Origin of the sequence: Microcella alkalica, assembly GCF_014137945.1 — a bacterium.
GTDB classification, from domain to species: Bacteria; Actinomycetota; Actinomycetes; order Actinomycetales; family Microbacteriaceae; genus Microcella; species Microcella alkalica.
Genome location: NZ_JACGWX010000008.1, coordinates 43,828 through 70,650 on the forward strand (window position 1 = coordinate 43,828; position 26,823 = coordinate 70,650).

Annotated in this window: 30 protein-coding genes; 6 read left to right on the forward strand and 24 right to left on the reverse strand. The window is 71.7% G+C overall.

Features of this window, described 5'->3' with window-relative positions; genetic code table 11:
- Nucleotides 1-4 precede the first annotated feature (4 nt).
- The 13 genes from FHX53_RS12290 to FHX53_RS12350 all read right to left on the reverse strand — a co-directional run bounded on the left by FHX53_RS12290 (nucleotide 5) and on the right by FHX53_RS12350 (nucleotide 13,424).
- Nucleotides 5-826 carry an IclR family transcriptional regulator domain-containing protein gene (locus FHX53_RS12290; protein ID WP_182491644.1) on the reverse strand — a complete coding sequence of 274 codons (822 nt, stop codon included), beginning with the start codon at nucleotides 824-826 and terminating at the stop codon, nucleotides 5-7.
- 4 nt (nucleotides 827-830) lie between these two features.
- Nucleotides 831-2,000, reverse strand: coding sequence for a thiolase family protein (locus FHX53_RS12295; protein WP_182491645.1), 1,170 nt, complete (start codon nucleotides 1,998-2,000; stop codon nucleotides 831-833).
- Nucleotides 1,997-2,659: a 3-oxoacid CoA-transferase subunit B gene (locus FHX53_RS12300; RefSeq protein ID WP_182491646.1), complete on the reverse strand. Its 663-nt coding sequence runs from the start codon at nucleotides 2,657-2,659 to the stop codon at nucleotides 1,997-1,999. The genes FHX53_RS12295 and FHX53_RS12300 overlap by 4 nt, the downstream gene beginning before the upstream one ends.
- On the reverse strand, nucleotides 2,656-3,432 hold the full coding sequence (locus FHX53_RS12305) for a 3-oxoacid CoA-transferase subunit A (RefSeq protein ID WP_182491647.1): 777 nt from the start codon (nucleotides 3,430-3,432) through the stop codon (nucleotides 2,656-2,658). Before FHX53_RS12305 ends, FHX53_RS12300 begins: the two co-directional genes overlap by 4 nt.
- 154 nt (nucleotides 3,433-3,586) lie before the next feature.
- Nucleotides 3,587-5,098 (reverse strand): aldehyde dehydrogenase family protein, encoded by a 1,512-nt coding sequence (locus FHX53_RS12310; RefSeq protein ID WP_343051007.1) that lies wholly within the window; start codon nucleotides 5,096-5,098, stop codon nucleotides 3,587-3,589.
- Entirely contained in the window at nucleotides 5,095-5,739 is a 645-nt protein-coding gene (locus FHX53_RS12315) for an HD domain-containing protein (protein WP_182491648.1), read from the reverse strand. The genes FHX53_RS12310 and FHX53_RS12315 overlap by 4 nt, the downstream gene beginning before the upstream one ends.
- Before the next feature lie 14 nt (nucleotides 5,740-5,753).
- Entirely contained in the window at nucleotides 5,754-7,025 is a 1,272-nt protein-coding gene (locus FHX53_RS12320; protein ID WP_182491649.1) for an NAD(P)/FAD-dependent oxidoreductase, read from the reverse strand.
- A gap of 1 nt (nucleotide 7,026) precedes the next feature.
- Entirely contained in the window at nucleotides 7,027-7,347 is a 321-nt protein-coding gene (locus tag FHX53_RS12325; protein WP_182491650.1) for a 2Fe-2S iron-sulfur cluster-binding protein, read from the reverse strand.
- A gap of 36 nt (nucleotides 7,348-7,383) precedes the next feature.
- On the reverse strand, nucleotides 7,384-8,127 hold the full coding sequence (locus FHX53_RS12330; RefSeq protein WP_246335710.1) for an SDR family NAD(P)-dependent oxidoreductase: 744 nt from the start codon (nucleotides 8,125-8,127) through the stop codon (nucleotides 7,384-7,386).
- A 43-nt stretch (nucleotides 8,128-8,170) separates the two neighbouring features.
- Nucleotides 8,171-10,024: a PEP-utilizing enzyme gene (locus FHX53_RS12335; RefSeq protein ID WP_182491652.1), complete on the reverse strand. Its 1,854-nt coding sequence runs from the start codon at nucleotides 10,022-10,024 to the stop codon at nucleotides 8,171-8,173.
- Nucleotides 10,025-10,125: 101 nt separating this feature from the next.
- Complete coding sequence (locus FHX53_RS12340; RefSeq protein WP_182491653.1) at nucleotides 10,126-11,199, reverse strand: PEP/pyruvate-binding domain-containing protein; 1,074 nt, start codon at nucleotides 11,197-11,199, stop codon at nucleotides 10,126-10,128.
- A gap of 1 nt (nucleotide 11,200) precedes the next feature.
- Complete coding sequence (locus FHX53_RS12345) at nucleotides 11,201-12,520, reverse strand: cytochrome P450 (protein ID WP_182491654.1); 1,320 nt, start codon at nucleotides 12,518-12,520, stop codon at nucleotides 11,201-11,203.
- Nucleotides 12,521-12,620: 100 nt separating this feature from the next.
- Nucleotides 12,621-13,424 carry an IclR family transcriptional regulator gene (locus FHX53_RS12350; protein ID WP_182491655.1) on the reverse strand — a complete coding sequence of 268 codons (804 nt, stop codon included), beginning with the start codon at nucleotides 13,422-13,424 and terminating at the stop codon, nucleotides 12,621-12,623.
- An 88-nt stretch (nucleotides 13,425-13,512) separates the two neighbouring features.
- Here FHX53_RS12350 and FHX53_RS12355 point away from each other — a divergent pair, with 88 nt between their 5' ends.
- Nucleotides 13,513-14,190 (forward strand): HD domain-containing protein, encoded by a 678-nt coding sequence (locus FHX53_RS12355; protein ID WP_182491656.1) that lies wholly within the window; start codon nucleotides 13,513-13,515, stop codon nucleotides 14,188-14,190.
- 35 nt (nucleotides 14,191-14,225) lie between these two features.
- Here FHX53_RS12355 and pcaC read toward each other — a convergent pair whose 3' ends face one another.
- From pcaC to pcaH, 5 genes are read right to left on the reverse strand one after another with little or no spacing between them, the layout of a single operon-like run.
- Complete coding sequence (gene pcaC, locus FHX53_RS12360) at nucleotides 14,226-14,648, reverse strand: 4-carboxymuconolactone decarboxylase (protein ID WP_182491657.1); 423 nt, start codon at nucleotides 14,646-14,648, stop codon at nucleotides 14,226-14,228.
- Between the two features lies 1 nt (nucleotide 14,649).
- The gene (locus FHX53_RS12365; RefSeq protein ID WP_182491658.1) at nucleotides 14,650-15,447 is read right to left on the reverse strand and encodes an alpha/beta fold hydrolase; all 798 of its coding nucleotides are present in this window, start codon (nucleotides 15,445-15,447) and stop codon (nucleotides 14,650-14,652) included.
- Nucleotides 15,444-16,820, reverse strand: a complete 1,377-nt coding sequence (locus FHX53_RS12370) for a lyase family protein (protein WP_246335711.1) — start codon at nucleotides 16,818-16,820, stop codon at nucleotides 15,444-15,446. The genes FHX53_RS12365 and FHX53_RS12370 overlap by 4 nt, the downstream gene beginning before the upstream one ends.
- Nucleotides 16,810-17,373, reverse strand: a complete 564-nt coding sequence (pcaG, locus tag FHX53_RS12375) for a protocatechuate 3,4-dioxygenase subunit alpha (protein WP_182491659.1) — start codon at nucleotides 17,371-17,373, stop codon at nucleotides 16,810-16,812. The genes FHX53_RS12370 and pcaG overlap by 11 nt, the downstream gene beginning before the upstream one ends.
- Nucleotides 17,373-18,194, reverse strand: a complete 822-nt coding sequence (pcaH, locus tag FHX53_RS12380; protein WP_182491660.1) for a protocatechuate 3,4-dioxygenase subunit beta — start codon at nucleotides 18,192-18,194, stop codon at nucleotides 17,373-17,375. Before pcaH ends, pcaG begins: the two co-directional genes overlap by 1 nt.
- A 106-nt stretch (nucleotides 18,195-18,300) precedes the next feature.
- On the opposite strand from pcaH, the gene FHX53_RS12385 reads away from it, so the two are divergent.
- The 4 genes from FHX53_RS12385 (at nucleotide 18,301) to FHX53_RS14105 (ending at nucleotide 21,322) form a co-directional block, all read left to right on the forward strand.
- Nucleotides 18,301-19,053, forward strand: coding sequence for an IclR family transcriptional regulator (locus FHX53_RS12385; RefSeq protein ID WP_182491661.1), 753 nt, complete (start codon nucleotides 18,301-18,303; stop codon nucleotides 19,051-19,053).
- Between the two features lie 140 nt (nucleotides 19,054-19,193).
- Complete coding sequence (locus FHX53_RS12390) at nucleotides 19,194-20,372, forward strand: 4-hydroxybenzoate 3-monooxygenase (protein ID WP_182491662.1); 1,179 nt, start codon at nucleotides 19,194-19,196, stop codon at nucleotides 20,370-20,372.
- Nucleotides 20,373-20,408: 36 nt separating this feature from the next.
- Nucleotides 20,409-21,080, forward strand: coding sequence for a hypothetical protein (locus FHX53_RS14100; protein WP_182491663.1), 672 nt, complete (start codon nucleotides 20,409-20,411; stop codon nucleotides 21,078-21,080).
- Nucleotides 21,077-21,322: a DUF6186 family protein gene (locus tag FHX53_RS14105; protein WP_182491664.1), complete on the forward strand. Its 246-nt coding sequence runs from the start codon at nucleotides 21,077-21,079 to the stop codon at nucleotides 21,320-21,322. The genes FHX53_RS14100 and FHX53_RS14105 overlap by 4 nt, the downstream gene beginning before the upstream one ends.
- 22 nt (nucleotides 21,323-21,344) lie before the next feature.
- On the opposite strand, the gene FHX53_RS12405 is transcribed toward FHX53_RS14105, so the two are convergent.
- The 6 genes from FHX53_RS12405 to FHX53_RS12430 all read right to left on the reverse strand — a co-directional run bounded on the left by FHX53_RS12405 (nucleotide 21,345) and on the right by FHX53_RS12430 (nucleotide 26,128).
- Nucleotides 21,345-22,304 (reverse strand): alpha/beta fold hydrolase, encoded by a 960-nt coding sequence (locus FHX53_RS12405; RefSeq protein WP_182491665.1) that lies wholly within the window; start codon nucleotides 22,302-22,304, stop codon nucleotides 21,345-21,347.
- Nucleotides 22,305-22,313: 9 nt separating this feature from the next.
- Entirely contained in the window at nucleotides 22,314-22,667 is a 354-nt protein-coding gene (locus tag FHX53_RS12410; protein ID WP_182491666.1) for a DUF7882 family protein, read from the reverse strand.
- A 98-nt stretch (nucleotides 22,668-22,765) separates the two neighbouring features.
- Nucleotides 22,766-23,128 (reverse strand): DUF7882 family protein, encoded by a 363-nt coding sequence (locus tag FHX53_RS12415; RefSeq protein ID WP_182491667.1) that lies wholly within the window; start codon nucleotides 23,126-23,128, stop codon nucleotides 22,766-22,768.
- 77 nt (nucleotides 23,129-23,205) lie between these two features.
- Nucleotides 23,206-25,242 carry a heavy metal translocating P-type ATPase gene (locus FHX53_RS12420; RefSeq protein WP_182491668.1) on the reverse strand — a complete coding sequence of 679 codons (2,037 nt, stop codon included), beginning with the start codon at nucleotides 25,240-25,242 and terminating at the stop codon, nucleotides 23,206-23,208.
- 38 nt (nucleotides 25,243-25,280) lie between these two features.
- Complete coding sequence (locus FHX53_RS12425; protein WP_182491669.1) at nucleotides 25,281-25,907, reverse strand: TetR/AcrR family transcriptional regulator; 627 nt, start codon at nucleotides 25,905-25,907, stop codon at nucleotides 25,281-25,283.
- On the reverse strand, nucleotides 25,904-26,128 hold the full coding sequence (locus FHX53_RS12430; RefSeq protein WP_182491670.1) for a hypothetical protein: 225 nt from the start codon (nucleotides 26,126-26,128) through the stop codon (nucleotides 25,904-25,906). Before FHX53_RS12430 ends, FHX53_RS12425 begins: the two co-directional genes overlap by 4 nt.
- A gap of 375 nt (nucleotides 26,129-26,503) precedes the next feature.
- Between FHX53_RS12430 and FHX53_RS12435 the strand changes: the two genes are divergently transcribed.
- Nucleotides 26,504-26,823: 2-oxoglutarate and iron-dependent oxygenase domain-containing protein (locus FHX53_RS12435; protein WP_182491671.1), on the forward strand; the 320-nt coding region annotated here is incomplete at its 3' end.

Sequence of the window (26,823 nt, forward strand, 5' to 3'; positions counted from 1 at the left end):
ACGGCTAGCGCATGCGGAGATCGGCCTCGATCGCGGCCGTCGCGCTCTGCAGGGAGGGGAGGATGCGGGCCAGCTCCGACTCGGGGTCGCCGCGGCGGGCCGTCGAGACGTTGACGGCCGCGACGACGAAGCACGACGCATCGCGCACGGGAGCGGCGATCGAGCGCAGGCCCTCCTCCAGCTCGCCGTCGACCACCGCCCAGCCAGCGCGGCGCACGCGGTCGAGCTCGGCGAGCAGCTCGGGCCGGGTGACGATCGTGCCGCGCGTGAACGGGCGGAGCTCCGAGCGCGCGAGCACGGCATCCGCCTCATCGTCGGGAAGCGCCGCGAGCAGGACGCGCCCCAGTGACGTCGCCCACGCGGGAAAGCGCGTTCCGATCGTGATGCTGACGCTCATGATGCGGCGCGTGGCCACGCGGGCGACGTAGACGACGTCGGTTCCGTCGAGCACCGCGAGCGAGCTCGACTCGTCGACCGCGTGCGAGAGCCGCTCGAGGTGCGGCTGCGCGAGCTCGGGCAGCGACAGCGCCGACAGGTAGCTGTAGCCGAGCTCGAGCACGCGCGGGGTGAGTGTGAAGGTGCGGTCGTTCGTGCGCACGTATCCGAGCGCGACGAGCGTCATGAGGAACCTGCGGGCGGCGGCGCGCGGCACCTCGGCGCGCACCGCGACCTCGCTCAGGGTGAGCCCCGCGTGGTCGGCGTCGAATGCCCGGATGACCGCGAGACCGCGAGCGAACGACTGGACGAAGTCGGCGCTCGCCTCGCCGGGCTCGCCCCCGCCGTCGCCGTCGCCAGCCGACGGACGGGCGGCGGGCTCGGCGGTCATACCGTCATCTTTCCAGAACGACCGCGAGGCCCTGGCCGACTCCGATGCACAGCGCCACGACCGCCACGCCGCCGCCGCGGCGCGTGAGCTCGTGGGCGGCATGGCCGATGATGCGGCCGCCGGAGGCGCCGAGCGGGTGCCCGATCGCGATCGCGCCGCCGTGGACGTTCACGCGCTCGGGGTCGAGATCGGGCCAGAGACGGATGCACGCGAGCGACTGGGACGAGAAGGCCTCGTTGAGCTCGACGAGGTCGACATCGGCCCACGTGCGACCGGCCCGGGCGAGCGCCCGGTTGGCGGCCTCGACGGGGGCGACGCCGAACACGTCGGGGTCGTTGCCGAACGCGGCGCGGCCGGCGATGCGCGCAAGGGGCTCGGCATCGAGCGCGCCCTCGCCGCCCAGGAGCACCGCCGACGCGCCGTCGTTGATCGACGAGGCGTTGCCCGCCGTGACCGTGCCGTCGACCGCGAACAGCGCCGTGAGGCCGGCGAGGCGCTCGAGCGTCGTGTCGGCGCGGATGCCCTCATCGCGCGTCAGCTCGTGACGCGGCACCTGCACGATCTCGCCGTCGTAGGCCCCGGCCTCCCACGCGGCGGCGGCGAGGGCGTGACTGCGCAGGGCGAAGGCGTCCTGGTCGTCGCGTGAGATGCCGTAGATGGTGGCGAGCTTCTCGGCGGACTCGCCGTTCGAGATCGTCCACTCCTTCGGCAGGGCGCGGTTGATCATGCGCCAGCCGATCGCGGTGTTCCACAGCGTCGGGTTGCCGATCGCCGGGTAGGGCTTCGGCGACTTCTCGAGCACGTACGGCGCCCTGCTCATCGACTCGACACCGCCGGCGAGGATGACCTCGGCGTCGCCCGACTCGATCGCGCGCGAGCCCTGGATGACCGCGTCGAGCGACGAGCCGCACAGGCGGTTGATCGTCGTGCCGGTGACGGTGGTCGGGAAGCCCGCGAGCAGCGCACCGAAGCGCGCGACGTTGCGGTTGTCCTCGCCGGCCTGGTTCGCGTCGCCGAAGACGACGTCGTCGATGCGGGCCGGGTCGAGACCGGTGCGCTCGACCGTCGCCCGCATGACGACGGCGGCGAGGTCGTCGGGGCGGACGTCGGCGAGTGCGCCCCCGGCGCGGCCGAACGGCGTGCGGACGGCGTCGTACACGAAGCTCGCGCTCATCGGGACTCCTCGGTCAGCGGCAGCAGGGTCAGGCTGAGCCCGGTGAGCTCGCGCAGCTCGTCGAGCGTCGTGGTGCCGAACAGCTCGCGAACCGCGAAGCCCTCGGGCGTCACGTCGAACACGGCCCGGTCGGTGTACACGCGCGTGACGCAGCCGAGGCCCGTGAGCGGGTAGCTGCAGGTCTCGACGAGCTTCGACTCGCCGCCCTTCGTGAGCAGGTCGGTCATGACGTAGACGTCTTTCGCGCCGATCGCGAGATCCATCGCGCCGCCGACGGCGGGGATCGCGTCAGGCGCACCCGTCGACCAGTTGGCGAGGTCGCCGGTCTGCGACACCTGGAAGGCACCGAGGATGCACAGGTCGAGGTGCCCGCCGCGCATCATCCCGAACGAGTCGGCGTGGTGAAAGTACGCCGCCCCCGGCAGCTCGGTGACGGCGAGCTTCCCGGCGTTGACGAGGTCGGGGTCGACGTCGCCCGGAGCCGGCGCAGGGCCCATGCCGAGCATTCCGTTCTCGGTGTGGAGGATGACCTCCGAGCCGGGCGGCAGGTGGTCGGCGACGAGTGTCGGGGCCCCGATGCCGAGGTTGACGTAGGCGCCGTCGGGGATGTCCGCGGCGACGCGGCGCGCGAGGGCGTCGCGATCGAGACGATCGGTCATCGGTCTCCTCCCGCGGTCTGAGCGGTGGCCAGTTCGGCGGTCGGCGCGGCGAGCGGTTCGCCCTGCAGGTCGACGCCGCCGACGAACGCGCCGTCGCGCAGCCAGCGTCGGCCGCCGACGGCGACGACGCGGTCGACGAAGATGCCGGGCGTGACGATCGCCTCGGGGTCGAGGGCTCCGAGCGGCACGATCTCGTCGACCTGCACGACCGTCGTGCGCGCGGCAGTCGCCATGATGGGAGCGAAATTGCGGGCGGTGCGCCGGTAGACGACGTTGCCCCAGCGATCGGCCCGCAACCCGCTGATGAGCGTGACGTCTGCTCGGATGGGGTGCTCGAGCAGGTAGGTGCGGCCGTCGATCTCGCGGTGCTCCCTGCCCTCCGCGAGCGGGGTGCCGACGGCGGTGGGCGAGTAGAAGGCGCCGATGCCGGCTCCGGCAGCGCGAATGCGCTCGGCGAGGTTGCCCTGAGGCACGAGCTCGAGCTCGAGTCGACCCTCGCGGTAGGCGCGGTCGAAGTGCCACGAGTCGGTCTGTCGCGGGAACGAGCAGACCACCTTGCGCACGCGACCCTCGGCGATGAGCCGCGCGAGGCCGAGGTCGCCGCCCCCGGCGTTGTTGCTCACGATCGTGAGCTCGCTCGCCCCCGCGTCGATGAGGGCATCGATGAGCTCGACGGGCTGGCCCGCACGCCCGAAGCCGCCGACCATCACGGTCGCCCCGTCGGCGATGCCGGCGACCGCCTCGCGGAGGTCGGCCACGGTCTTGTCGATCATGATCCCGCCTTGTGCTGGGTTACTGCTGTTCGCTGTACGAACTTCTGTTCGCTATACAGACATGGTAGCGCGAGTGCCCGCCGAGCGGAAGAGCTCGACGGGCGCGACGCTGGCGGCGGTGAGCGGATGCCCAGCGCTGGCTGCGGCGCCGGCGCTAGCTGCGGCGCCGATGCACCGACTGCGGCGTGAGGTACGCCTCGAGGCCCTCGATGCCGTACTCGACGCCCATCCCTGAATCGTGGCGCCCGCCGAAGGGCGCCGAGTGGTTCGAGGCGAAGAAGTTGATGCCGACCGAGCCCGTGTCGACGCGGCGCGCGACCTCGAAGGCGCGCTCCTCGTCGGCGCCGAACACGATGCCGCCGAGACCGAAGGGTGTGTCGTTGGCGACCTCGATCGCGTGCTCGACATCGCGCACCGGGATGATCGTGATGACGGGCCCGAAGATCTCCTCGCGGGCGATCGTCATCTCAGGCGTCACGTCGGCGAAGACGGTCGGCACGACGAAGGTTCCGACGCCGGCGGGGTTCGGCAGGTCGCCGCCGGCGACGACGCGCGCGCCCTCCTGGAGCCCTGAGCGGATGTACCCGCGCACGGTCGCCTCCTGCGCGGCGGTCGCGGTCGGCCCGAACACTGTGGACGAGTCGAGCGGGTCGCCGAGGGGCGAGTGCGCGATCGTCTCGGCGACGAGATCGACGACGGCGGCCTCGTTCTCGGGCGTGACGAGGATGCGCGTCGAGATGTAGCAGGTCTGGCCCGTGTTGCGCAGACAGCTGCGCACGAGCACCGACCGCAGGTGGTCAAGGTCGGCGTCGGGCAGCACGATCGCCGACGACTTGCCGCCGAGCTCGAGGGTGACGGGCCGCAGCAGCTCGCCGCACGCGGCGGCGATCTTCCGGCCGACCGGCGTCGAGCCCGTGAAGGCGACCTTGTCGACTCCCGGGTGCCGCACGAGGAGGTCGCCCGCGGCACCGTCGCCCGTGACGAAGTTGACGACGCCTGCCGGGATTCCGGCCGCAGCGGCCGCGTCGACGAGGAATCGCGTCGAGAGCGGGGTCGGCGAAGCGGGCTTCATGACGACCGTGCACCCGGCGAGCAGGGCGGGCGCGAGCTTGATGACGACGAGGTTGATGGGGAAGTTCCACGGCGCGATGAGCGCGCAGACCCCGATCGGGTCACGATTGACCACGGTCTCGTTGATGCCGTCGGGGAAGGGCCGGATGTCGTCGTGCTCGAGATGCGAGGCGAGCCCCGCGAAGTGGCGCAGGATCGACGCGGCGTTCGCGGCCGCCTTCGCCGTCTCGGCGACGGGCGAGCCGTTCTCGAGCGTGTTGGTGAGACCGAGGGGAACGGCGCGCGCCTCCACCTCGTCGGCCATGCGGCGCAGCAGCTCGGCACGGAGCGCGAGAGCGGTCGCCCGCCAGCCGGCGAGCGCGGAGCGCGCGGCGGCGACGGCGGCATCCACATCGCGCTCGTCCGCGACCGGCACCGAGCCCCACTGCTCGCCCGTCGCCGGGTCGATGACGGGCGAGGTCGCGGTGCTGTGCGAGGGGCGCCAGGCTCCGTCGATGAACTGGTCGGTCACGTGCCGGTAGGGCAGGCTCGCGGCGGCCTCGGCGTGCGCGCGGCGCAGCGCCTCGACGTCGATCGTCACGGTGGCGGCGGTCACGAGAGCAGATCCGTCTTCAGCAGCGCCTCGGCGCGCGCGAGCTCGGCTACAGCCATCTGCACGGCCGCGTCGGTCAGCAGCTCGGGGATGATCTCGGAGCGCAGGCGGCGCGCGTACTCGGCCGGGCTGAGCCCGAACCAGCCCGACGCGAGCGCGATGCCTGTCGCGGTGAAGCGCCACAGCCGGTCGGCGTCGCGCACGAGGCTGTCTTCGAGCGAGTGCGAGACCTGGCGCGTGTCGTGCCCGTCGATGATGGCGGTCACGCGCTCGATGAACGCGTCGTCGTAGCCGAGACCGGGCAGCACCTCGCGGGCGATGTCGCAGCCGTAGCGCTCGTGCTGGAACCGGATGTCGGCCTTGCGCCAGTCGCCGCCGAAGCCCTCGGAGATGATCTTCGTCTCGTCGACGCGCGCCCAGCCCGTGTCGTGCAGCAGGGTCGTCACGCGCACGAGCAGGGCATCCGCATCGGGGTACGCATCGCAGAGGCGCTCGGCGTAGGCGACCGAGATCGGCAGGTGGATGTCGTTGGCGCGCGTGCGCGACTCGGTGACGATCGCGCGCCACACCGGGTCGAGATCGGCGAGCTCGGGGTTGCCCTGGATGGGAGAGGTGTCGACGGCGACGGCGGTGGGAAGAGGCATGTCGGGCTCCTGGATCAGACGAGAGAGGGCGCGGCCGACTCGACCACGGACTTCTTGAGAGGGACGGTGATGTCGGCCGCGGCCTCGGCCGGGATCGTCGCGCCGCGGGCGAGAGCCGAGCGCACGGCCATGAAGTCGAGCGGCTGGTTCACGCAGTCGGCGGCGATGAGCTCGCCCGCGCGGTAGTAGAGCACCGAGAACCTCTCGGTCTCGGGGTCGCCGCGCAGCACCGTCGCGTCGTACCCCGTCGAGAGCCCCGCGATCTGCAGCTTGATGTCGGCCTGATCCGACCAGAACCACGGGGTCGTCCGATAGTCGCGCGGGTCGCCCATGAGAGTGGCCGCGGCGACCTTGGCCTGCTCGAGCGCGTTGTGCACGCTCTCGAGCCGCACCATCGGCATGCTGCCGCGCGCGTACGGGTTCGGCATGAGAGCGCAGTCGCCCGCGGCGACGATCGTCGGGTCGGAGGTGCGGCACGCGGCGTCGACGACGATGCCGCCGTCGACCTCGAGGCCCAGCTGCTCGGCGAGCTCGGTGCGGGGCACGACGCCGATGCCGACGAGCACGACATCGGCGTGGATCACGGTGCCGTCGTCGAGACGGACGCCGCTCACGGCGTCGGTGCCCTCGATGCCGGCGATGCGGGCATCCAGCACCACATCGATGCCGCGGCGGCGGTGCGCGTCGAGGTAGAAGGCGCTCGTCCGCTCCGAGACGACTCGGCCGACGAGGCGCGGTGCGGCCTCGAGCACGGTCACCGCGACGCCGCGCTTGCGGGCGGAGGCGGCGACCTCGAGGCCGATGAAGCCCCCGCCGATGACGACGAGGGAGTGGGCGGTGGCGAGGCGCTCGGCGATCGCGGCGGCGTCATCCGCGGTGCGGAGGTAGTGCACGCCCGGCAGGTCGATGCCGGGCAGGTCGAGCCGTCGGGGCTCGGCTCCCGTGGTGAGCGCGAGGCGCGCGAAGGGGATGCGGCGGCCGGTGGCCGTGAGCGCCTCGCCTCCGCCGTCGACGTGCCTCTCGATCGCGGCGATCGTCTCGCCCGTGACGACCTCGACGTCGTGCTGCGCGAACCAGTCGGCGGTGCGGAATACGAGGTCGTCGCTCGTGATCTCGCCCTGCAGGTACGCCTTCGACAGGGGCGGGCGCTGGTAGGGCGCGTGCGGCTCGTCGCCGACGAGCACGATGGGGCGCGTGTCGCCGAGCTCGCGGAGCGTCGCGGCGAGCTGCACACCCGCTTGCGAGGCACCGACGATCAGCGTCGCGTCGCTGTGGGGAGCCGCCATGTCACACCTGCTCGCTGGGCGTGGTGACCCGATAGGTCTCGCCGGCGATGAGCTTGATCTGGCACGAGAGGCGCGAGCACTCCTCGCGCTCGACGGCGGTGCCATCGAGCATCTCGTCCTCGAGCTCGCTCATCTCGCCGGCGAACGCGGCGGTCTCGTCCGAGACGAAGACGTGGCACGTGGCGCACGACATGCTGCCGCCGCACTCGCCCACGATGCCGGGCACGCCGTTGCGCAGAGCGGTCTCCATGATGGAGACGCCGGGGGCGCCCTCGACGATGGTCTCGGTGCCGTCGAACGCGGTGTAGATGACGGTGGTCACGATTCCTCCTGGTGGTCTGGATGGGGCGGCGGAGCGTCAGAGGTACTGTCGACCGCCGTCGACGACGACGGTCTGCCCGGTGACCGAGCGGCTCGCCTCGTCGGCGAGGTACAGCACGGTGCCAACGATGTCGTCGGGCTGGATGGGCCGGCGAAGCGCGCTGCGCTCGACGCCGTAGGTCTCGGCGCCCTCGATGAGACCGTGGCTCGCCTCGGTGAGGGTGAAGCCCGGCGCGACGGTGTTGGCGGTGATGCCGCGCGGGCCGAGCTCGGTCGCCATGACGCGCGTGAGCCCGATGACGGCGGCCTTGCTCGCGACGTAGTGGGCCCAGTGCGCCGAGCCGCTCATGACGGTCGCCGACGAGATGTTGATGATGCGCGAGCCGTCGCCGAGGTGCGGCGAGCACGCCCGCACGACCTGCCAGGGCCCCTTGGCGTTGACCGCCATGACGCGATCCCATTCCGCCTCGGCGATCTGCTCGAGCGGCGAGCGCGTGAGCGTCGCGTAGATCGCGGCGTTGTTGACGATGACGTCGATGCGGCCCTCCCCGAGCTCGGCCGCTGCCGCCGCGAGGGCGTCGGTCGAGTCGGCGCGCGTGACGTCGACGCCGACGGCGATGGCTCCGGCGAGTCCCGCCGCGACGCGCGTCGCGGCGGGCTCGTCGATGTCCGCGACGACCACGCGGTCACCGAGGGCGGCGAAGGCCTCGGCGAAGGCGCGGCCGAGGCCGCCTCCTGCCCCCGTCACGATCACCGTGCGCGGATTCCGCGTGGTCGTCATCATCGTCTCCTTGGATCTCTGCTGTCCGGTCCGGTGCGATCGCTCAGTCGAGGATCGTGACGGTGCCGGTGTTGCCGTCGACGCGGATCATCTGACCCGTGCGGATCTCGGTCGAGCCGGTTCCCGTCCCGGTGACGGCGGGCATGCCGTACTCGCGGCAGACGATGGCCGCGTGGCTCATCATTCCGCCGATGTCGGTCACCGTCGCCCGGATCTTGCCGAACACGGGCACCCAGCTCGGCGCCGTGACGGGGGCGACGAGGATGTCGCCGTCCTGCACCTCGCTCAGCTGGCTCGCGCTCGAGATGACGCGCGCCGGGCCCTCGGCGATGCCGGGCGACGCCGCCATGCCCTTGAGAGTGCCCTCGACCTGGTCGCCCTCGCCGAGCCAGTTCTGGATCTGCTCGGTCGTGATGCCCCAGAGCATGAGCGTGAAGGGCTCGGTGATGACCTCCGGCGGGGTGTTGAGCGCGGGCTGCGGCCGAGCGGTCTCGAGCGCGGCGACGATGCCTCGGCGACGCTCGACCTCGGCGGGCCAGTAGTCGGGCCCGATCGCCGGTGCGCCGACCATCCACCCGTTGACGTAGTCGAACAGGACCTCGCGGACCTCGTCGCGGCGCAGGTAGAACATGTCGTTCGCCTGCGGCCAGAAGCCCTCGGCCTGCAGCACCCCCGAGAGCTGGCGCATCTTGCGCCAGAACACGCCCATCGTCCAGTGCTCGATGTAGAAGTTGTGGTTCTCGACGTACGGGTACACCGTGCGCGCGAGGCCGATCTTGCCCCGGAAGGTCTCGAGGGCCTCGCCGTCGAGCAGCTCGGCGTACTCCTCGGTGATGCGGTCGCGTTCGACGATGAGGTGCTGGATGTCGCGATCGATGTCGTGACCGGCGTGGATGCGGTCGATGTAGCCCTTGATGAACGCGAGCGGCGTCGAGGGCACATCGCGCCAGTACTCGTCGTGGGCGTAGAAGCCGTTGCCCGTGGTGAAGTTGAACCACGGGTCCTGCGACTCCTTCCACTGCGCGAGCCACTCGGCACCGCCGCTGCGGCCGCCGATCGTCGCGAGCAGCGCCTCGGCGTCGGAGGTGTCGGCGAACACGTCGGTGAGGCCGTTCTTGACCGCGAGCTTCGCGAGCTTCTTCAGCTCGTCGTCGGGGCGGAAGAGCTCCATGTCGACGCCCTGCACCATCGTCGCGATCGCCTGGTCGGAGATCCGCGGGAACACCGACTTGCAGAACATGAACAGGTCGAGGTACGCGACGTAGCCCAGGTTGAGGAACTCGAAGTGGTACTGCCAGGCGCGGTAGGCGAGCGCGATCATGCGGTCGTAGTCGCCGAGCAGCTCGGTGCCGGGGCCCGTGCCCTTGCCGCTGAGCACGTCGTCGAGGGCGATCTTCTCGGGGAGGGCCGAGAAATCGATCGACTCCATCTCGTCGATCGTGGCGCGGAGCTTCACGTGCCAGTTCTGCAGCAGGCTCTCCCAGTTCTGGAAGTAGTGACCGGCGCGCTCCATGAACTGCGGAACGCGCGCCTCGATCTGCTCCGGCGCGACCGCGACGGGCGACATGTACAGGTAGCCGTTGTGCATCCGGTACTCGATGCCGTTCGCGGTCGGGATGAGCAGCTGCCGCGAGTTGTACTGGCCGAGGCAGCCGACGGCGAACTCGAAGCCGATCGTCTCGAACGGCTTCGTGACGGTAGGCCAGTGCTGGCTGTCGCAGAACCAGAACTTCGCCTCCTCGACCGCGCGGCGGTTGTCCTGGAAGACGAGGTTGTAGGCGTAGAGGTCCTTCCAGCCCTCGGCCCCGGCCGGCGGGGCCTGGTCGTAGGGGCTCGGGAACGACCGGGAGGCGGTCGACTCCCCCTCGAGGGAGCGGGCGGCAGTCGTCGTTGACATGCGGGTCCTTTCAGCGGGGCAGAGAAGTGGTGCGGGGAGAGGTGGTGCGGGGTTGGGCAAGGCCGTCGGCCGCGATCAGCGGACGACCCGGGTTCGACCGGTCAGCGACCGATCTGGGTGAGAAGGGAACGGGTGATGCTCGCGATGCCGAACCCCGACGTCGCCGTCGAGGGCTCGGTGGTCTTGGTCGACCAGACGGTCTCGGGGCGCGACTGCAGCAGCAGGAGGTTCTCGCCCTCGGGCAGACCGCGGTCGATCGCCCACTCGATGTCCTGCGGGCAGCCGAAGTGCTTCTCGGCGCGCTTGGCGATCGCGGCGATCGCGGCGACGTCGGCGTCGCTCAGGCAGCGCACGGTGCGGCGCTCGGGCTCGACCTCGCGCTCGATGACGCCGCGCCAGGCGACGTCGGGCACGAGCTCCATGTGCTTGGAGCCGATGATCTCCTCCGACACGGTCTTCATGACCTTGTCGACGCGGAGGTTGTCGGGCGTCACCGTTCCTGAGACCACGAGCTCTCCGAGGCCCCACGAGGCGTCGATGACGATCGTGGACTTGTCGCCGTTCACGGGGTCGATCGTCATCGCGACGCCGGCGGTGCGGGCGTCGACCATCTTCTGCACGGCGACCGCCATCGACAGGCCCTCGTTCGGGATCCCGTTCTTGAGGCGGTAGACGATCGCGCGCGAGGTGTACAGGGATGCCCAGCAGCGGCGCACGTGCGCGGCGACCTCGTCGCGGCCGATGAGCCACAGGTAGGTGTCCTGCTGGCCCGCGAAGCTCGCGTCGGGAAGGTCCTCCGCCGTGGCCGAGGAGCGGACGGCAACGGGCGCGGGCGACTCGAAGCGCGACTGCAGCGACTCGTACGCGACGGTGAACGCGTCGTGGATCTCGCTCGGCACCGGTCGGCCGATGATCTCTGAGCGGATCTGCTCCGACACCGCGTCGATGCTCTCGGTGTCGTCCGCATCGATCGTGGCGAGCATCCGGTGGATGTCATCGGCGATGCCGGCGTCGTGGATGAACGCGTCGAAGGCGACCGTCGTGACGGCGAAGCCGGGAGGGACGGGGAGGCCCGCCTCGGTGAGGGCGACGAGCGAGGCGCACTTGCCGCCGAGGAGGTCGTGGGCGGCGGGCTCGCCGCCGTCGAAGAACTGGATGTACGCGGGCGCAGTCATGTCAGGCCTTCCAGGTGACGGGAACGGAGGTGGGGGCGCGGAAGGAGAGGTTCTCGCCGAAGGTGATCTCGGCGCCCTCGACGAGGCGCAGCTGCGGGGCGCGGGCGATCGTCTCCTCGAGCACGATCTTCGCCTGCAGCTTCGCGAGCTGATTGCCGAGGCAGTAGTGGATGCCGTAGCCGAACGACAGGTGGCTGCGGGCGTCGGGGCGCGTGATGTCGAACTCGTCCGGCTTGTCGAACACGGCCTCATCGCGGTTCGCCGAGCCCATGACGAGCAGGATGTCGGCTCCCTTGGGCACGGCGACCCCGCCGATCTCGGCATCCGTGAGCGCGCGCCGACGCCAGGCGAGGATCGAGCCGCTGTAGCGCAGCACCTCGTCGATCGCGCCGGGGATGAGCTTCTGGTCCTCCAGCAGGCGCTCCCACTGGGCGCGGTGGCTCAGCAGCACGCGCGCCGAGTTCGCGATGAGGGTCGTCGTCGTCTCGTGGCCGGCGAAGAGCAGGCTGTAGCAGAGCGAGGCGATCTCGTGGTCGCTGATCTCGGCGCCGCCCTCCTGGGCGCGCACGAGGTCGCTCACGAGGCTGTCGCCGCCGTCGCGGTGCGCGTTCACGACGAGCTGGATGCACTCCTGCCAGTACTCGACGAGGTTGCGAGCATGCGGCAGCTGCTCGTCGTCGGTCAGGTCGCCCCACGTCATCGCGGCGCGCGAGTCGCTCCAGCGCTTGTAGGTGGGCACCATCGCCGGGTCGACGCCGAGCAGGGTCAGGATCGTGATGGTGGGGATGTCGTAGGCGACGTCGGTGAGGAAGTCGCCGGTGCCGTCGGGCGAGGCGAGCAGGGCGTCGAGCGCCGCGATCGTGTTCTCACGGATCGTCGGCTCGAGCACCTTGAAGCGGCGCGGCGTGAACGCGCGCTGCGCGATGGCGCGGATGCGGGTGTGCTCAGGGGGAACGCGGGCCGACAGGCCCGAGTACGCCGTGAAGCCGCCCTCCTCCATGATCTTCTTCGCGCCCTCGCTGCGGGGGCGGATCGGCGCCTGGGCGTTCTCGCTCGAGAAGGTCTCCCAGTCGTCGAAGACGGCCTTGACGTCGTCGTAGCGCGTGACGATCCAGTAGTCGATGCGCTCGTCGAAGTGGACGGGGGCGTTCTGGCGCAGGCGCTCGTAGGAGGGGAACGGGTCCGTCATGTCGAACGGCTCGTATCCGTAGTGGTTCTCGGCGGTGTAGCCGCTGGCGTCGTGGCTCGCGGCGCCGAACTGCCCGTGGTCGACGGGGCAGCCGCCCGTCGAGGCGGGGGCGGTGGTGATGTCGGTGGCCATGACGACTCCTTCGTGGTCCGGCAGCGCGTCGGTGCGCTGGCATCATTAGAGCCCCGGGCCGGTCGCCCTCCTACCGAAACTTCCGCTCAGTGGAAACGAGTTACGGGCGGGCGTTCGTCGGACGAATGCCGAGGCTGCGCAGCGGGAAGGCGCCGACGCTCGCCTCGATGCGTCGCGCGATGCCGCGCATGGCCGGCAGGTGCCACTCGAGCGAGTCGGCCTCTCCGCGCTCGGCGACGAGGCCGAGCGCCGCGCCGATGCCGCCCGTGCGCTGGAAGATCGGTACCGCGATCGACGCCGAGCCCTCGCGCACCTCTTCGACCGCGATGGCGTAGCCGCGCTCGACGACGAGCGCGAGCTCCTTCCTCAGCGCCACCGGGTCGACGTGGGTGTGCGGCGTGCGGCTCTCGAGCGGCTGGGCGAGGATCGCGTCGCACACCCAGGGCTCGTCGAACGCGAGCAGCACCTTGCCGACCGCGGTCGCGTGCAGCGGCAGGCGGCCGCCGACACGCGAGGCTTGGGGCACGCGGCGCGTGCCGTAGACGCGGTCGATGTAGAGCGCCTCGCTGTTCTCGCGAATGGCAATGTGCACGGTGCGCTGGGTGAGGCTGTACAGGTCCTGCAGCAGCGGGCGGGCTATCTCGCGCACCTGCCGGCCCGCGTGCTGGCCGAGCTCCCACAGGCGCAGACCGATCTGATACCGGCCGTTGGGGTCGCGCTGCAGGGCGCCCCACTCTTCGAGCTCGCCCACGAGGCGGTGGGTCGTGCTGAGCGCGAGGCCCGTCTCCGCGCTGATCTCGGTGAGGCTGCGCGGCGCGAGGCTCTGCTCGAACACCGACAGGATCGACAGCACACGACCGGTCACGCTCGCGGGCGGGGTCGTTCGCGCTGCGTCGTCAGCCATTGGGCGCCTCCCTGCGGCCGGATGCTCGTCACTTCCGGTGAGCGGAAGCATAGTTGTGCCGACCCCCGCTCGGTGCGACGGTCGCAGTATGAGCTCACCGACGAGCACGCGGTACCACCGTGACGTGCGCGGACACATCCCGCCGGCCGAGGCCGTGCCCGGCTACCTCACGCTCACCGAGCGCGACGCCGCGATCTGGGAGCGGGCGCGCGAGCACCTGCGGGTGCGCAACAACGACACCCACACCCTCTACACCTACGGCCTCGCCCGGGCCCTCGTCGCGCGCGTGCCGGGGGCCGACGAGAGCGTCGTGCTGCCGGCGATCCTGCTGCACGACACCGGGTGGTCGACCGTGCCCGACGAGCTCATCCTCGAGGCCATCGCGCCGGGTGGGGGGCGGCCCGACCTCGTGCGCCAGCACGAGACGGAGGGTGCTCGGATCGCGACCGAGATCCTCGGCGACCTCGGGCATCCCGCCGAGATCATCGAGCGCGTCGTGGAGATCATCGACGGGCACGACTCGCGGCTCGAGGCCCTCTCGGTCGATGACGCGTGCGTCAAGGACGCCGACAAGCTGTGGCGCGTGACGCCCCACGGCATCGAGATCGTGTGCGGCTGGTTCGGGCTCACGCGCGACGAGTCGCTGCGCATCACCTCCGCGCGCGTGCAGTCGAGTCTCTTCACCGACGAGGCACGCGCGATGGGGCTCGCGCTCGCGGGCGTAGCGTCGATCGACCTGCTGCCGCAGCGGCAGGGGCTCGTCTAGACCGCGCCCGCCGCTGACGCGGGTGCGGCGTCGGCTCAGTCGGCCGCGCGCGCGTCGTCGAGGATGGGCCGCGCGAGGCGGAAGGCGGTGTTGGCCGCAGGCACGCCCGCGTAGATCGCGCTCTGCAGGATTACCTCGACGATCTCGTCGGGGGTGAGGCCGTTGCGCAGCGCGGCGTGCACGTGCATCTCGAACTCCTCCTCGTGGCCGAGGGCGATGAGCGAGCTCAGCACCGCGATCGAGCGCGAGCGTCGGTCGAGGCCGGGGCGCGTCCAGATCTCGCCCCACGCGTAGCGCGTGATGAGGTCTTGGAAGTCGGCGGTCGACGGCGTCGTGCCGGCGATCGCACGGTCGACGTGCGCGTCGGAGAGCACCTCGCGGCGCACCCGCATTCCCTGCTCGTAGTGCTCGCCGTCGCTCTGGCCGTCACCGGTGGGCCGCGGGGGTGAGGTCGTCATGTCAGTCCTCTCGCACGGAGCCGGTGGACGCAGAGCCGAAGAAGTCGAGCAGCGCGGCTGCGGTCACCGGCGCATCCTCGGCGGGGGGCAGGTGCGCGACGCCGGACACCATGACCGCTCGGCCATCGGCGACGCCGCCCGCGATCTCGTCGGCCTTCGCCTCGGGGGCGACAGCGTCGTGCTCTCCCCAGAGGGCGAGGACGGGCATCCGGATCTCGCCGAGCCGGCCGCGCACGTCGTAGTCGGCGAGCGCTTCGCAGCAGCGGGCGTAGCTCTCGTCGTCGGCGTCCTGCAGCACGTGCAGCAGGCGGCCGCTCAGGTCGGGCGCGCGCTCCATCGAGCCGGGCGCGAACCAGCGCTGCGCGGAGGGGATGATCACCGCCGATGTCGACTGCGCGCGTACCGTCGCCGCCCGCTCGTGCCAGGCCTCGGGCGTGCCGAGCTGGGCGCCCGAGGCGACGATCGCGGCCGCGTCGACGAGGTCGGGGTGGCGCAGCGCGAGCTCGAGGCCCGTCGCGCCGCCGAGCGAGACGCCCGCATAGAGGATGCGCTGCTCGCCCCGGTCGCGCAGGGCACCTGCGAGACCGTCGGCCAGCTCGCCGACCGTGAAGGGCTCGGTCGTCGCGGGGCCCGCACCGTGCCCGGGGAGATCCCATGCGCACACGCGGAATCGCTCGGCGAGCAGCGGCAGCGCGGTCTCCCACAGGATCGTCGAGGTGCCGAGCGAGGGCCCGAGCACGAGGAGCGGGGCGCCGTCGGGGCCGACGGTGGGGGTGAGGTGGATGCTCGGGGTCGTCATGCGGGGTGGCCTCCGTCGAGCACGCGGTCGATCATGATGCCCGTCGCGCCGAGATACGCGCCGGGGTCGAGAAGGGCGGAGATGTCGAGGCCGGCGAGGGTCGGCTCGGCGAGCAGCAGGCGCTCGAGCTCGGCCGCGTCGGTCGCGCGGCCGAGCAGGGCACGGGCGCGGTCGTCGCCGAGGTGCGGGGCGAGGGCGATCGCGAGCCGCTCGGCGACGAGCATGCCGCCCGAGAGCGCGAGGGTGCGCTCGACCGCGGCGCCGTCGACGACCAGGCCGGCGGTCAGGGCGCGCGCGGTGCTCGCGGCGCCGAGCGCGAGCCGCAGCAGTTCTCGCAGCGTCGACCACTCGGCGTGCCACGCGCCGTCGGGGCGCTCGTCGACCGCGAGGGCCGCGGCTGAGTGCAGCGTCGCGCCCAGCTGCGGCGCGCGCATCGCCGCCGAGCGGATCAGCACCGCGCCGACGGGGTTGCGCTTCTGCGGCATCGCCGACGAGCCGCCGGGCGTCGACTCGGCGAGCTCGCCGATCTCGGTGCGGGCGAGCGTCGCGACGTCGGCGCCGAGACGTCCGAGCGCGTCGACGGCCTGCACGAGCGCGTCGCCGAGCTCGGTGACGGGCCAGCGCACGGTGTGCCAGGGCAGGTCGGGCACGGCGAGATCCAGCTCGTCGGCGAAGGCGGCGACGAGGCGCAGTGCGGCAGCCTCGGCATCGGCCGGGTGGGTCGGGCGGGCGTGCTCCACGAAGGCTGCGAGCGTGCCGGCGGCGCCGCCGAGCTGCGCGGGGAGCTGCTCGAGCGCGAGGGCCAGGCGGCCACGCGCTCGGCGAACGCCGACGAGCCAGGTCGCAGCGCGCATCCCCATCGTGGTCGGCACCGCGTGTTGACCGAGAGTGCGCGCGGCGACGACGTGATCGCGCTGGGCGCGCGCAAGGGCGGCGAGCGACCCCTCGACGCCCTCGAGCTCGACGAGGATGCGCCCTCCGGCGCGGCGCGCGACCAGCATGAGCGCCGAATCGACGACGTCCTGACTTGTGGCGCCGCGGTGCAGCCACTCGCGATCGGCCTCATCGAGCAGGCCGCGCAACCGACTGACGAGGGGGATGACCGGGTTGCCTCCCGAGACCGCCGCCTCGGCGAGGTCGTCCACGTCGATGCCGTGCCCGCTCGCGGGGTGCCCCGCTCCGAGCCACCCGAGGCGATCGGAGACGCGCTCGGCCGCGATCGCGGGAGCGACGTCGATCCCCGCCCACGCGCGCGTCAGCGCGATCTCGACGGCCACGAGCGCGTCGAGCACGACTCCGTCGCCCATGGCGTCAGCCGCGCCGATCGACACGGGCGAGAGCAGACCGCGGTCGACGGCCCCGTCAGTAGGCAAGGAACACGGTCTCCTTCTCTCCCTGCAGACGGATGTCGAAGTGGAGTCCGCCCTCGGGGGTCCGCGATGCGATGAGCGTAGCGCGCTCGTCGGGCGCGAGACCGGCCAGCAGGGGGTCGGCGGCGAGCGCCGCCTCGTCCTGCGGCAGGTACGCGCGGGTGTGGAGCTTGTTGGGCAGTCCGCGCGCGTAGACGATGACGGCGAAGAAGGGCGCCCTGCCCGGTTCGGCTCCGGGGTCGCGGGTCCAGAACTCGTAGCGGCCCTCGTCGGTGGTGAAGGCGCGACCGAAACCGGTGAAGGTGTGGCCGTCGCGTCGGCAGGCGCCGCGAGCGCGCGGGATCGAGCCGTCGGAGTCGGCCTGCCAGATCTCGACGAGCGCGTCGGGGATGGCCGCGCCGTTGCCGTCGGTGACCGTGCCCCCGAGCACGAGCGAGCCGGGCGAGTGCGGGTGCACGACCTGGTTCATGTCGGGGTACTGCAGGCCGAACGCGAAGAAGGGGCCGACCGTCTGACCGGGGGTCGGCGTGTGGGTGCGGGGCGGGACGACGGTCATCAGTTCTCCTCCTCGGGCTCGAACCACGTGGCGTCGGGGCCGTCGACGACGATGTCGAAGCGGTACCCCATCGAGAACTCGGGGCTCGTCAGGTCGTGGTCGTAGACGCCGACGAGCCGGTCCCGATCCTTCTGGCTGCGGATCGAGTTGTAGATCGGATCGAGCGCGAAGAGCGGATCGCCCGGGAAGTACATCTGCGTGATGATGCGCTGCGTGAACGACGAGCCGAAGATCGAGAAGTGGATGTGCGCGGGGCGCCACGCGTTGACGTGGTTGCGCCACGGGTACGGGCCCGGCTTGATCGTCGTGAAGCGGTAGCGCCCCTCGTGGTCCGTGACCGTGCGACCCGCGCCCGTGAAGTTGGGGTCGAGAGGAGCGGGATGCTGGTCGCGCTGGTGGATGTAGCGGCCGGCGGCGTTGGCCTGCCAGATCTCGACGAGCTGGTTGCGCAGCGGGCGGCCCCACGAGTCGAGCAGTCGGCCCTCGACGGTCATGCGCTCGCCGAGCGGCTCGCCCGCGTGCTGCAGGGTGAGGTCGGCCTCGATCGCGGCGACGTCGCGCTGCCCGAAGGCGGGCGAGAGCAGCTCGATGGTCTCGGGGTCGACCAGGCGCGGGTTCTTCGTCGGGTGCCGCAGGATGCTCGAGCGGTAGGCCGGGAAGTCGTAGAGCGTGGTCGGCAGCTGCTCGCCCGCGGCGACGCGGCGCTCGGCCTCGGCGTGCGCGGCGACGATCTCGGCGGTGATGGCCGATTGCGATGCCTGGTCAGGTGCGGCGAGCAGCGACTCGGGCGCTGCCGCGGTCGGGGACGGCGGTGTCGTCATGGTGTCTCCTCGAGAGGCAGTGGAGCGATGTCGTGATTGTCGTCCCGCGCACTCCGCCCCCACCGCATCCTTCCCACTCAATGGGAATCGGTGTCATCCTCAGTGCATGGCCAACTCCCCCACGGGCGATTCCGTCACCGACCGGCTCGTGCGCGTGCTCGAGACCTTCACGCCGAGCCGCACCGTGCAGACGGCCGCCGAGATCGGGCGCCGCTCGGGCCTGCCGCGCTCGTCGGCGCACCGCATCGTCGGCGAGCTCGTCGACGCCGGCCTGCTCGAGCGCGACGACGACCGCCGCATCCGCATCGGCATGCGGCTGTGGGAGCTCGCCACCCGCTCGTCGCAGGCGCTGCGACTTCGCCAGGCGGCGATGCCCGCGATGGAGAGAGTGCAGGCGCGCATCCGCGAGCACACGCAGCTCGCTGTGCTCGAGCAGGACGAGGCGCTCTTCCTCGAACGGCTCAGCGGCCCGACCTCGGGCTCGAACGTCACGCGCATCGCCGGGCGCCTTCCCCTGCACGCCTCGTCCTCCGGGCTCGTGCTGCTGGCCTACGGCACGCGCGACCTGCAGGAGCGGATGCTCGCCGGCAGGCTCGCCCGCCTGACGCCCGAGACCATCGCCGACCCGGCGGCCCTGCGGCGCAAGCTCGCCGAGGTGCGCACGCTCGGCCACGCCGTCGCGCGCGGCTCGATCGAACTGGTCTCGACGGGCGTCGCGGTGCCCGTGCGCGATGAGACGGGCACGGTCGTTGCGGCGCTCTCGGTCGTGCTGCCGCGCGACGCCCCGACCTCCGCTGCGCTCGACGAGCTGCACCGCGGGCGGCGCGAGATCGAGCGGGCCCTCGGCGTGCGCTCGTGACGCGTCGGCCCTGAAGAGCAGGCACCGACGGCACCGTTGGTCGACGGGCATCCCGATCAATGAGACGGATGCTCTGCGCGGCCTGAGCGCCGTCGCACACTGAGCGCGCCCTCCCTTGTGGCCCCGTCGAAGGAGACCCCATGACCACGACCCTGCGCACCCCCGTCGCCATCGTCGGCGCCGGGCCCGCCGGCCTGCTGCTCGCCCACCTGCTCGACGAGCACGGCATCGACTCGATCGTCGTCGACCTGCGCACGCGCGGCGAGATCGAGAGCACCATCCGCGCCGGCATCCTCGAGCAGGGCACGGTCGAGCTGCTCGACCGCCTCGGCGAGCACAGTCGCGCCCGCACCGTCGGCCACCGCCACGACGGCATCGAGCTGCGCTTCGAGGGCGAGGGGCACCGCATCGACTTCCCGGCGCTCACGGGCCGCAGCGCCTGGCTCTACCCTCAGCACGAGGTGCTCAAGGATCTCATCGCCGCGCGGGTCGCCGCCGGTCAGGATCTGCGCTTCGGCGTCACCGTCACCGGCATCGACGAGTCGAGCCCCGAGCGCCCGCGCGTGCTCGCGACCGACGCCGACGGCGAGGAGCTCGCCATCGAGGCCGACTTCGTCGTCGGAGCCGACGGCTCGCGCAGCGTCGTGCGCCCCTCGGTCGTCGGCTCGAGCCAGGGCGGCTACTTCCGCGAGTACCCGTTCGCCTGGTTCGGAATCCTGTGCGAGGCCCCTCCCAGCTCGGACGAGCTCATCTACAGCAACTCGCCCGACGGCTTCGCGCTCATCAGCCAGCGCAGCGAGACCGTGCAGCGCATGTACTTCCAGTGCGACCCCGAGCTCGACCCCGCCTCGCTCAGCGAGGCCGAGGTGTGGGAGAACATGCAGAAGCGAGTGCCGGGCACGACCCTCATCGAGGGCCCCATCTTCCAGCGCGATGTGCTGCGCTTCCGCAGCTTCGTCGCGCACGGCATGCGCAAGAACCAGATCGCGATCATCGGCGACGCCGCGCACACCGTGCCGCCCACCGGCGCGAAGGGCATGAACCTCGCCGTCGCCGACGTCGCGCTGCTGCACGTCGCCCTGCGAGCCCTGCTGCAGGAGAACGACGCTCGCCTGATCGACGCGTTCGAGGAGCGCGCGATGCAGCGCATCTGGAAGGCGCAGCACTTCTCGTGGTGGATGACGACGATGCTGCACGTGACCGACGACGCCTCCGACTTCGACCGCCGCCGCCAGCTCGGCGAGCTGCGCTCGGTCGTCGAGTCGACGGCGGGTCAGACGTACCTCGCCGAGGCGTACACGGGGTGGCCGCTGGCCTAGCGCGCCGTGAGCCCGTCTCGGCCCTAGGCTGACGGCGTGACGCGAACCGCCGCCCCGCCTCGCGCCTCGGCCCCCGCCTGGCCGGCGAGCGTCGTGCTCTGGGTCGTCACGCTCGCGACCATGTCGGTGTTCCAGTTCTGGCGCGGCGCCCCCATCGACGGCGTGATCTTCACCGCCATCACCGCCGGCCTCGTCATCGAGCGCATCGTGCGGATGCGGCGGCCCGCAGCCGCCGAATCCCTCCCGGCATCGACGCGGCCGCCCTTCGCGCCCCGTCTCGCCCTCGTCGTCGGTGCCGCGCTCGTCGCCGGCCTCGCCCTCGTGCTCGCTCCGCGCACGGGCGCGGCGAGCATCGCGCTCGCCGCGGGGCTCGGCATCGCGGCCATCGCGCTCGTGTGGGATCGCGCCCCGACCGCCCGGCAGAGCTCGCTCGAGTCGCGGCGCCGGTCGCGGATCGCATGGAGCACGATCGGTGTCGCGCTGTGCGTCTGGGAGGCGCTCGCGTACATCCTCTCGGTCGCCGTGCCGCGTGGCTGGATCGGCTTCCCGACGGTGTCGCTGCTGCTCGAGCCCGCCGTCGACTTCGACCCGAGCCGCGCGCTGCTCGCGGCGGCGTGGCTCGCGGCCGGCGTCTGGCTCGTCGCCGGCGCGGCCGAGCGACGCGCGACCCCGCGCATCGCGCCCGCGCGGGCGGAGTCGGCCTCGTGATCGACGTCGTGATCGATGTCGAGCTCACGCGGGCGATCACGATCGCGGGCTACGTCGCCGTGATCGTGGCGGCCATCGCCGTGGACGTCGTCGCGCGCCGCGGCATCGGACGCGTCGAGCCGCTCAGCGACACGATCGCGGCGGCGATGGGCGACCGCAGCATCCGGATCGCGCTCGTCGCCACGTGGTGGTGGATCGGCTGGCACTTCCTCGCCGACCCGACGCGCAGCTACGGGCTCTGAGTCGCGGCCGTCGCGCGAGCCGTCAGAGTCGGGCGGCGCGGTCGGCCGAGAGGAGCATCCCCTCGATGACGCCCGCGCAGGCCGCGGGGTCGGCGAGCGGGAGGTCATGGCGACCGTGAAGACGGCGGGCCGAGACGCTCGGGAAGCGCTCGGCCAGCTCGACCGCGCGGCCCGGGACGGGCACCGGGTCGCGGTCGCCGTCGACGAGCATCACGGGGATGCCGCGCTCGTCGAGGTGGGCGAGCGCACCCTCCCAGGTCTGGCCCGCGACGAGGGCATCGAAGCTGCGCGTGTAGGCCTCCCACGTGTGCCGCACGCCGGCGCGCGCGATCGGCGCCGGCAGGTCGGGGTTGAGGGCGACGGCGAGACGCGCGGCGCTGTCGCGGTTCTCGCAGACCCACGCGCACGTGCGCTCGGCGATGGGGCCGCTCGCCATGAGCGCCTCGAACCAGCCCATGCCGGCCACGCGCTCGTCGGCCTCGGCGCGAGAGCGGTACAGAGGGGCGTCGAAGGCGACCACGGCGCGCGTCGTCGATGCCGTCGCCGCCCACTGGATCGCGAGGCTCCCGCCCATCGAGTGGCCGACGACGACCGTCGGCCGGTCGCCGAGGCCGAGCCCGTCGAGAGCCGCATCGAGAGCGGCCAGATGGCTCGCGAGCGAGACGGATTCGCCCGCCGTGCCGTGGACCATCGAGTCGCCGAAGCCGAGCGGGTCGGCGACGACGACCGTCGCGTGCTCCCCGAGCCGGTCGTAGGCGTCGCCGAAGAACAGCTGCGACGCGGCGATGCCGGGCAGCAGCAGCACGACGGTCTCGCCCTCGCCGAACACGCGGACCCCGAGCGGGCCGGCGACCTGCAGCTCGCCCGTGCCCTGCCGCCACGAGCGGACCGCGGGAGACGCGGCGCGGGCCGCGAACCAGCTCGCCGCGGTGAGGCCGGCGCCGAGTGCGAGGCCAGTGATGATGCGGGAGGCGACCGTCATCGTGGAGCCCTAGTGGGCATCCTTGCGCTTGACGCTGTTGCCCTTCGCTGTGACCTGGCGCTTCATCCGCGGATCGTCGGAGAGGTCGAGGCCCTGAGGGCCGAGGGCCGCGACCGCCATCTCCTCGAGCCACTCGCGATCGAGCGGGCCGTGGGCGGCCCTCGAATACTTGAAGTACAGGGGGACGGAGTTGTCGATCCAGACGGCGCTGCGCCCGTCGCCGACGCTCTGCGGGTCGCGCCAGTTGAGGAAGAAGCTCTCACCGCGGCGGAGCTTGGCGGAGAAGAGCGCCTGCAGGTGCGCGAGGACGCGGTCGTCGAACTCGAACTGCTGGCCGATCGAGCCGTAGATCAGGGTTCCCATCGTGGAGAATCCTTCCGGTGGTGCCGCGAGGGCGAGAGGTCGACGGTGTGCCCGCATGCTACCGGGCCGGCCTGGGCTCCGTTCCGATGGATGATCCCTCAGACCGTCATCGGCAGGTCGTGCCTCTTCATCGCGTTGTGCGAGGGCATCGCGGTGCGGCTGAGGTGCGCCTCGTCGGAGAGGTCGAGGCCGCCGGCCCCGCTCGCCGAGATCGCCATCTCCTCCAGCAGCTGCCGATCGAGAGGCGGGCGATCGTGCGAGTCGAAGTGGAACGACAGAGGAATGGATGGATGCAACCAGATCGCGCTGCGGCCGCCTCCGACCGCCTGCGGGTCACGCCACGACAGGAAGAACGGCTCATGTCGACGCAGCTTGGCGGTCGCGACCACCTGAACGTGCGCGAGGACCTCGTCGTCGAAGTAGAAGCTCATTCGCTCCGCGCTGTAGGCGAGCACGCCCATCCCCCACCTCCCCGTCGAGACACCGATCGGCCACATTCTGCCGCTGTGCGGCTCGGGCCGCCAGAGCGAATTCTCCGCTACCGACCGAGGCGATCGGGGCGCAGGTCGAGGCGGCGCAGGAGCTGCGCGTTGAGCGCGACGACGATCGTCGAGGCCGACATCAGGAGCGCTCCAACCGACATGGGCAGGATGAACCCGAGGGGCGCGAGCGCACCCGCCGCGAGCGGCACCGAGACGAGGTTGTAGCCGGCTGCCCACCACAGGTTCTGCTTCATCTTGCGGTAGCTCGCACGCGACAGCTCGATGACCGAGAGGACCGAGCGCGGGTCGTCGCTCGCGAGGATCACCCCGGCCGAGCCGATCGCGACATCGGTGCCGGCGCCGATCGCGATGCCGACGTCGGCCTGCGCGAGCGCCGGGGCGTCGTTGACGCCGTCGCCGACCATCGCGACGCGCAACCCCTCCTTCTGCAGCTCGGCGACCTTCGCCGCCTTGTCCTCCGGTCGCACGCCCGCGAAGACGCGATCGATGCCGAGCTCGGCGGCGACCGACTGCGCGACGGCCTCCGCATCGCCGGTGATCATGACGACGGTGAGCCCGCGCTCGTGCAACGCGTCGACCGCCTGCCGCGACTCGGAGCGGACCTCGTCGGCGAGCGCGAGCGCCCCCACGACCTCGTCGTCGATGAGCACGTGCAGGATGATCGACCCCTGCTCGCGCCACGCGTCAGCGACCGGCAGCTCGGCCGCGCCGTGCCGCTCGAGCATGCTCGGCCCGCCGACGCTCACCGTACGGGCGTCGACCGTCGCGGTGACGCCCGTCGCGGGGCTCGAGCCGAAGCCGGTGGCAGCCGGAACGACGGTCCCGCGCTCAGCGGCCGCACGCACGATGGCGGCGGCAAGGGGATGCTCGCTGTCGCCCTCCGCGGCGGCGGCGAGACCCAGCAGCTCGTCCGCCGTGTGCTCGCCCGCGGTCTCGACGGCGGTCACGGTCGGGGCGCCCTTCGTCAGGGTGCCGGTCTTGTCGAACAGGACGGCGTCGACGGTGCGCATGCTCTCGAGCGCGAGGCGATCCTTGACGAGCACGCCGCCGCGGGCCGCGCGCTCGGTGGCGATCGACACGACGAGCGGGATCGCGAGGCCGAGCGCGTGGGGGCAGGCGATGACGAGCACGGTGACGGTGCGGACGACCGCGTCGCCGGGCATCCCTAGGGCGAACCAGACGATCGCGGTGATCGCGGCGGCGCCGAGCGCGAACCAGAACAGCCACGCGGCGGCCGTGTCGGCGAGGCGCTGGGCCCGCGACGTCGAGTTCTGCGCCGTCTCGACGAGGCGGCGGATGCCCGCGAGGGCCGTGTCGTCGCCGACGGCCGTGATCTCGATGCGCACGCCCGAGTCGGTCGCCACGGTTCCGGCGACGACCGGGTCGCCGGCCTCACGCTGGACGGCGCGGGACTCGCCCGTGATCATCGACTCGTCGAACGCGGCCGAGCCCTCGACGATGCGGCCGTCGGCGGGCACGCGGGCGCCGGGGCGCACGATGACGCGGTCGCCGAGGCGCAGGTCGCTCGGGGCGACCGTCTCGGTGCCGGAGTCGGTGATGCGCTCGGCCTCGTCGGGGAGGAGCGCCGCGAGCGAGTCGAGGGCGCTCGTGGTCTGGGCGAGCGAGCGCATCTCGATCCAGTGGCCGAGCAGCATGATGACGACGAGGAGGGCGAGCTCCCACCAGAATTCGAGCTCATGCGGCAGCAGGCCGAGGCTCGCGCCCAAACTGGAGATGAACGCCGTCGTGATCGCGAGCGCGATCAGCAGCATCATGCCCGGGCGACGGGCCTTGAGCTCGTCGACGGCGCCCGCGAGGAACGGTCGGCCGCCCCAGGCGAAGATGACGGGGCCGAGGACGGGCGAGATCCACTCGATGCCCGGGATGCTCGGGAGCTCGTAGCCCACGATCATCGCGAACATCGTGCTGAAGGCGATGACGGGGACGGCGAGGAGGAGGTTCCACCAGAAGAGTCGGCGGAACTGGTCGACGTGGTCGCCGTGGTCGCCGTGGTCAGCGCTCGGCGCGTACTGGTGTGTCTGATTGTGCGTGTGCTCGGCATGCGTGCTCATGCCGATACCGTATACCCCCCTGGGGTATGTGTCGAGAGTTAGGAGGATCCCTTCAGAACGCGACGGACCAGCACGATCGAGTCCTCGATGAGCTCGCGCACCGTGCGATCGAAGCCCGGTTCGTACCACTTCGCGGCCGTGTAGGTCAGTACCCCGCGCGTGAGCGCGATGACCATGTGCGCCTCGTCCTCGAGCTCGGCATCCGTCGCATCCGTGCGCCCCGCTGCGCGGAATCGCTGCACCACGACCGCCCGGTACCGACCCTCGAGCTCGCCGTCGATCGCGAGGCGCTTCGCCGACAGCTCGGGCGTCGTGTAGATGACGCGCTGGCGCAGCTGGTAGAGCTCGGGGTCGATCGTGTTCTCGGTGAGCGAGTCGATCACCATGCTGAGGAAGTCGACGAGGATGTCGTCGGTCGGCTCATGAACGAACCGCTCCACCTGCTCCTCCGAGGCGAAGGGCGTGCGCGGGCCCAGAATGGCCGCTTCCTTCGACCCGAGGTAGTTGTAGAAGGTGCGGGGCGAGGTCATGCAGGCTTCGCAGATCATCTCGATCGTCACGGCGTCGTAGCCGTGCTCGGCCGCGAGCTCGACCGCCGCGCGCTCGAGCTGCTCGAGCATCGCCGCCCGCTTGCGTTCCCGCAGCGGAGGCGATGTCGGGGTCACGAGGCGATCGCAGCCTGAACGGGAGCCGCCGCCTCGTCGTCGAAGTAGCCGCTGCCGCGGGTCGGGAGGTCGAACTCCCACTCGGCGAAGTACGGGGAGTGGACGCGAGGCACCAGCATCACGGGGTGCGCCGCAAGATCGAAGTCGGGGTCGCTGTCGAGACCGAGCGAGGCGGCGACGCGCACGAGGCGCGCGGTGTCGAGCGAGTTGGTGAAGGACACGTGGAGTCTCCGTTCCGGCCGGTGATGTCCCGAGCCGGAGGTGCAGGCCAGGCATATATGCAGGGTGTGCAAAAGTGTAGGCACACCCTCGCTGCCGCCGCCAGTGCCCCCGGACCAGGCGGAACGCTCCCGGAACGAACGAGATCTCCTCGATTCCCCACCGCCGTTTTCGGGTGTCGCCACGAGTCGATTCTCTTTGCTACTGTCGAGGCATCATGAGTCGCTTCCTGTGTCGTCGTTGCTGTTGTCGCTCGTCTCTCTGACCGACCAGTCTCCTTCCGCGCATCCCGCGCACCCCTCGACGACTCTCGCGGCCGCCCGCATCCTGACCGAACGGATGCCCGGCACCGCTCCCTGCGAAAGGCACCGATCCTCATGACCACGACCCCCGCATCTGCCCTCACCCTGCCCGTCCTCGACTTGTCCCTCCTCGACGGGACCGACGCCGACGCCGCCCGATTCCGCGACGAGCTGCGGCGCGCGACCCACGAGGTCGGCTTCTTCTACCTCGTCGGCCACGGCGTCCCGACCGAGCTCATCGCCCGCGCCCTCGACACCGCGCGGGCTTTCTTCGCGCTGCCGGAAGAGGACAAGCTCGCGATCGAGAACATCATGAGCCCCCACTTCCGCGGCTACACGCGCATGGGCGGCGAGCAGACGCTCGGGCAGACCGACTGGCGCGAGCAGATCGACAT

What these genes read in the sequence shown, in the direction of transcription:
- FHX53_RS12290 (WP_182491644.1), bottom strand. Translation starts at nt 826, where the DNA reads ATGACCGCCGAGCCCGCCGCCCGTCCGTCGGCTGGCGACGGCGACGGC.
- FHX53_RS12295 (WP_182491645.1), bottom strand. Translation starts at nt 2,000, where the DNA reads ATGAGCGCGAGCTTCGTGTACGACGCCGTCCGCACGCCGTTCGGCCGC.
- FHX53_RS12300 (WP_182491646.1), bottom strand. Translation starts at nt 2,659, where the DNA reads ATGACCGATCGTCTCGATCGCGACGCCCTCGCGCGCCGCGTCGCCGCG.
- FHX53_RS12305 (WP_182491647.1), bottom strand. Translation starts at nt 3,432, where the DNA reads ATGATCGACAAGACCGTGGCCGACCTCCGCGAGGCGGTCGCCGGCATC.
- FHX53_RS12315 (WP_182491648.1), bottom strand. Translation starts at nt 5,739, where the DNA reads ATGCCTCTTCCCACCGCCGTCGCCGTCGACACCTCTCCCATCCAGGGC.
- FHX53_RS12320 (WP_182491649.1), bottom strand. Translation starts at nt 7,025, where the DNA reads ATGGCGGCTCCCCACAGCGACGCGACGCTGATCGTCGGTGCCTCGCAA.
- FHX53_RS12330 (WP_246335710.1), bottom strand. Translation starts at nt 8,127, where the DNA reads ATGACGACCACGCGGAATCCGCGCACGGTGATCGTGACGGGGGCAGGA.
- FHX53_RS12335 (WP_182491652.1), bottom strand. Translation starts at nt 10,024, where the DNA reads ATGTCAACGACGACTGCCGCCCGCTCCCTCGAGGGGGAGTCGACCGCC.
- FHX53_RS12340 (WP_182491653.1), bottom strand. Translation starts at nt 11,199, where the DNA reads ATGACTGCGCCCGCGTACATCCAGTTCTTCGACGGCGGCGAGCCCGCC.
- FHX53_RS12345 (WP_182491654.1), bottom strand. Translation starts at nt 12,520, where the DNA reads ATGGCCACCGACATCACCACCGCCCCCGCCTCGACGGGCGGCTGCCCC.
- FHX53_RS12350 (WP_182491655.1), bottom strand. Translation starts at nt 13,424, where the DNA reads ATGGCTGACGACGCAGCGCGAACGACCCCGCCCGCGAGCGTGACCGGT.
- FHX53_RS12355 (WP_182491656.1), top strand. Translation starts at nt 13,513, where the DNA reads ATGAGCTCACCGACGAGCACGCGGTACCACCGTGACGTGCGCGGACAC.
- pcaC (WP_182491657.1), bottom strand. Translation starts at nt 14,648, where the DNA reads ATGACGACCTCACCCCCGCGGCCCACCGGTGACGGCCAGAGCGACGGC.
- FHX53_RS12365 (WP_182491658.1), bottom strand. Translation starts at nt 15,447, where the DNA reads ATGACGACCCCGAGCATCCACCTCACCCCCACCGTCGGCCCCGACGGC.
- pcaG (WP_182491659.1), bottom strand. Translation starts at nt 17,373, where the DNA reads ATGACCGTCGTCCCGCCCCGCACCCACACGCCGACCCCCGGTCAGACG.
- pcaH (WP_182491660.1), bottom strand. Translation starts at nt 18,194, where the DNA reads ATGACGACACCGCCGTCCCCGACCGCGGCAGCGCCCGAGTCGCTGCTC.
- FHX53_RS12385 (WP_182491661.1), top strand. Translation starts at nt 18,301, where the DNA reads ATGGCCAACTCCCCCACGGGCGATTCCGTCACCGACCGGCTCGTGCGC.
- FHX53_RS12390 (WP_182491662.1), top strand. Translation starts at nt 19,194, where the DNA reads ATGACCACGACCCTGCGCACCCCCGTCGCCATCGTCGGCGCCGGGCCC.
- FHX53_RS12405 (WP_182491665.1), bottom strand. Translation starts at nt 22,304, where the DNA reads ATGACGGTCGCCTCCCGCATCATCACTGGCCTCGCACTCGGCGCCGGC.
- FHX53_RS12410 (WP_182491666.1), bottom strand. Translation starts at nt 22,667, where the DNA reads ATGGGAACCCTGATCTACGGCTCGATCGGCCAGCAGTTCGAGTTCGAC.
- FHX53_RS12415 (WP_182491667.1), bottom strand. Translation starts at nt 23,128, where the DNA reads ATGGGCGTGCTCGCCTACAGCGCGGAGCGAATGAGCTTCTACTTCGAC.
- FHX53_RS12420 (WP_182491668.1), bottom strand. Translation starts at nt 25,242, where the DNA reads ATGAGCACGCATGCCGAGCACACGCACAATCAGACACACCAGTACGCG.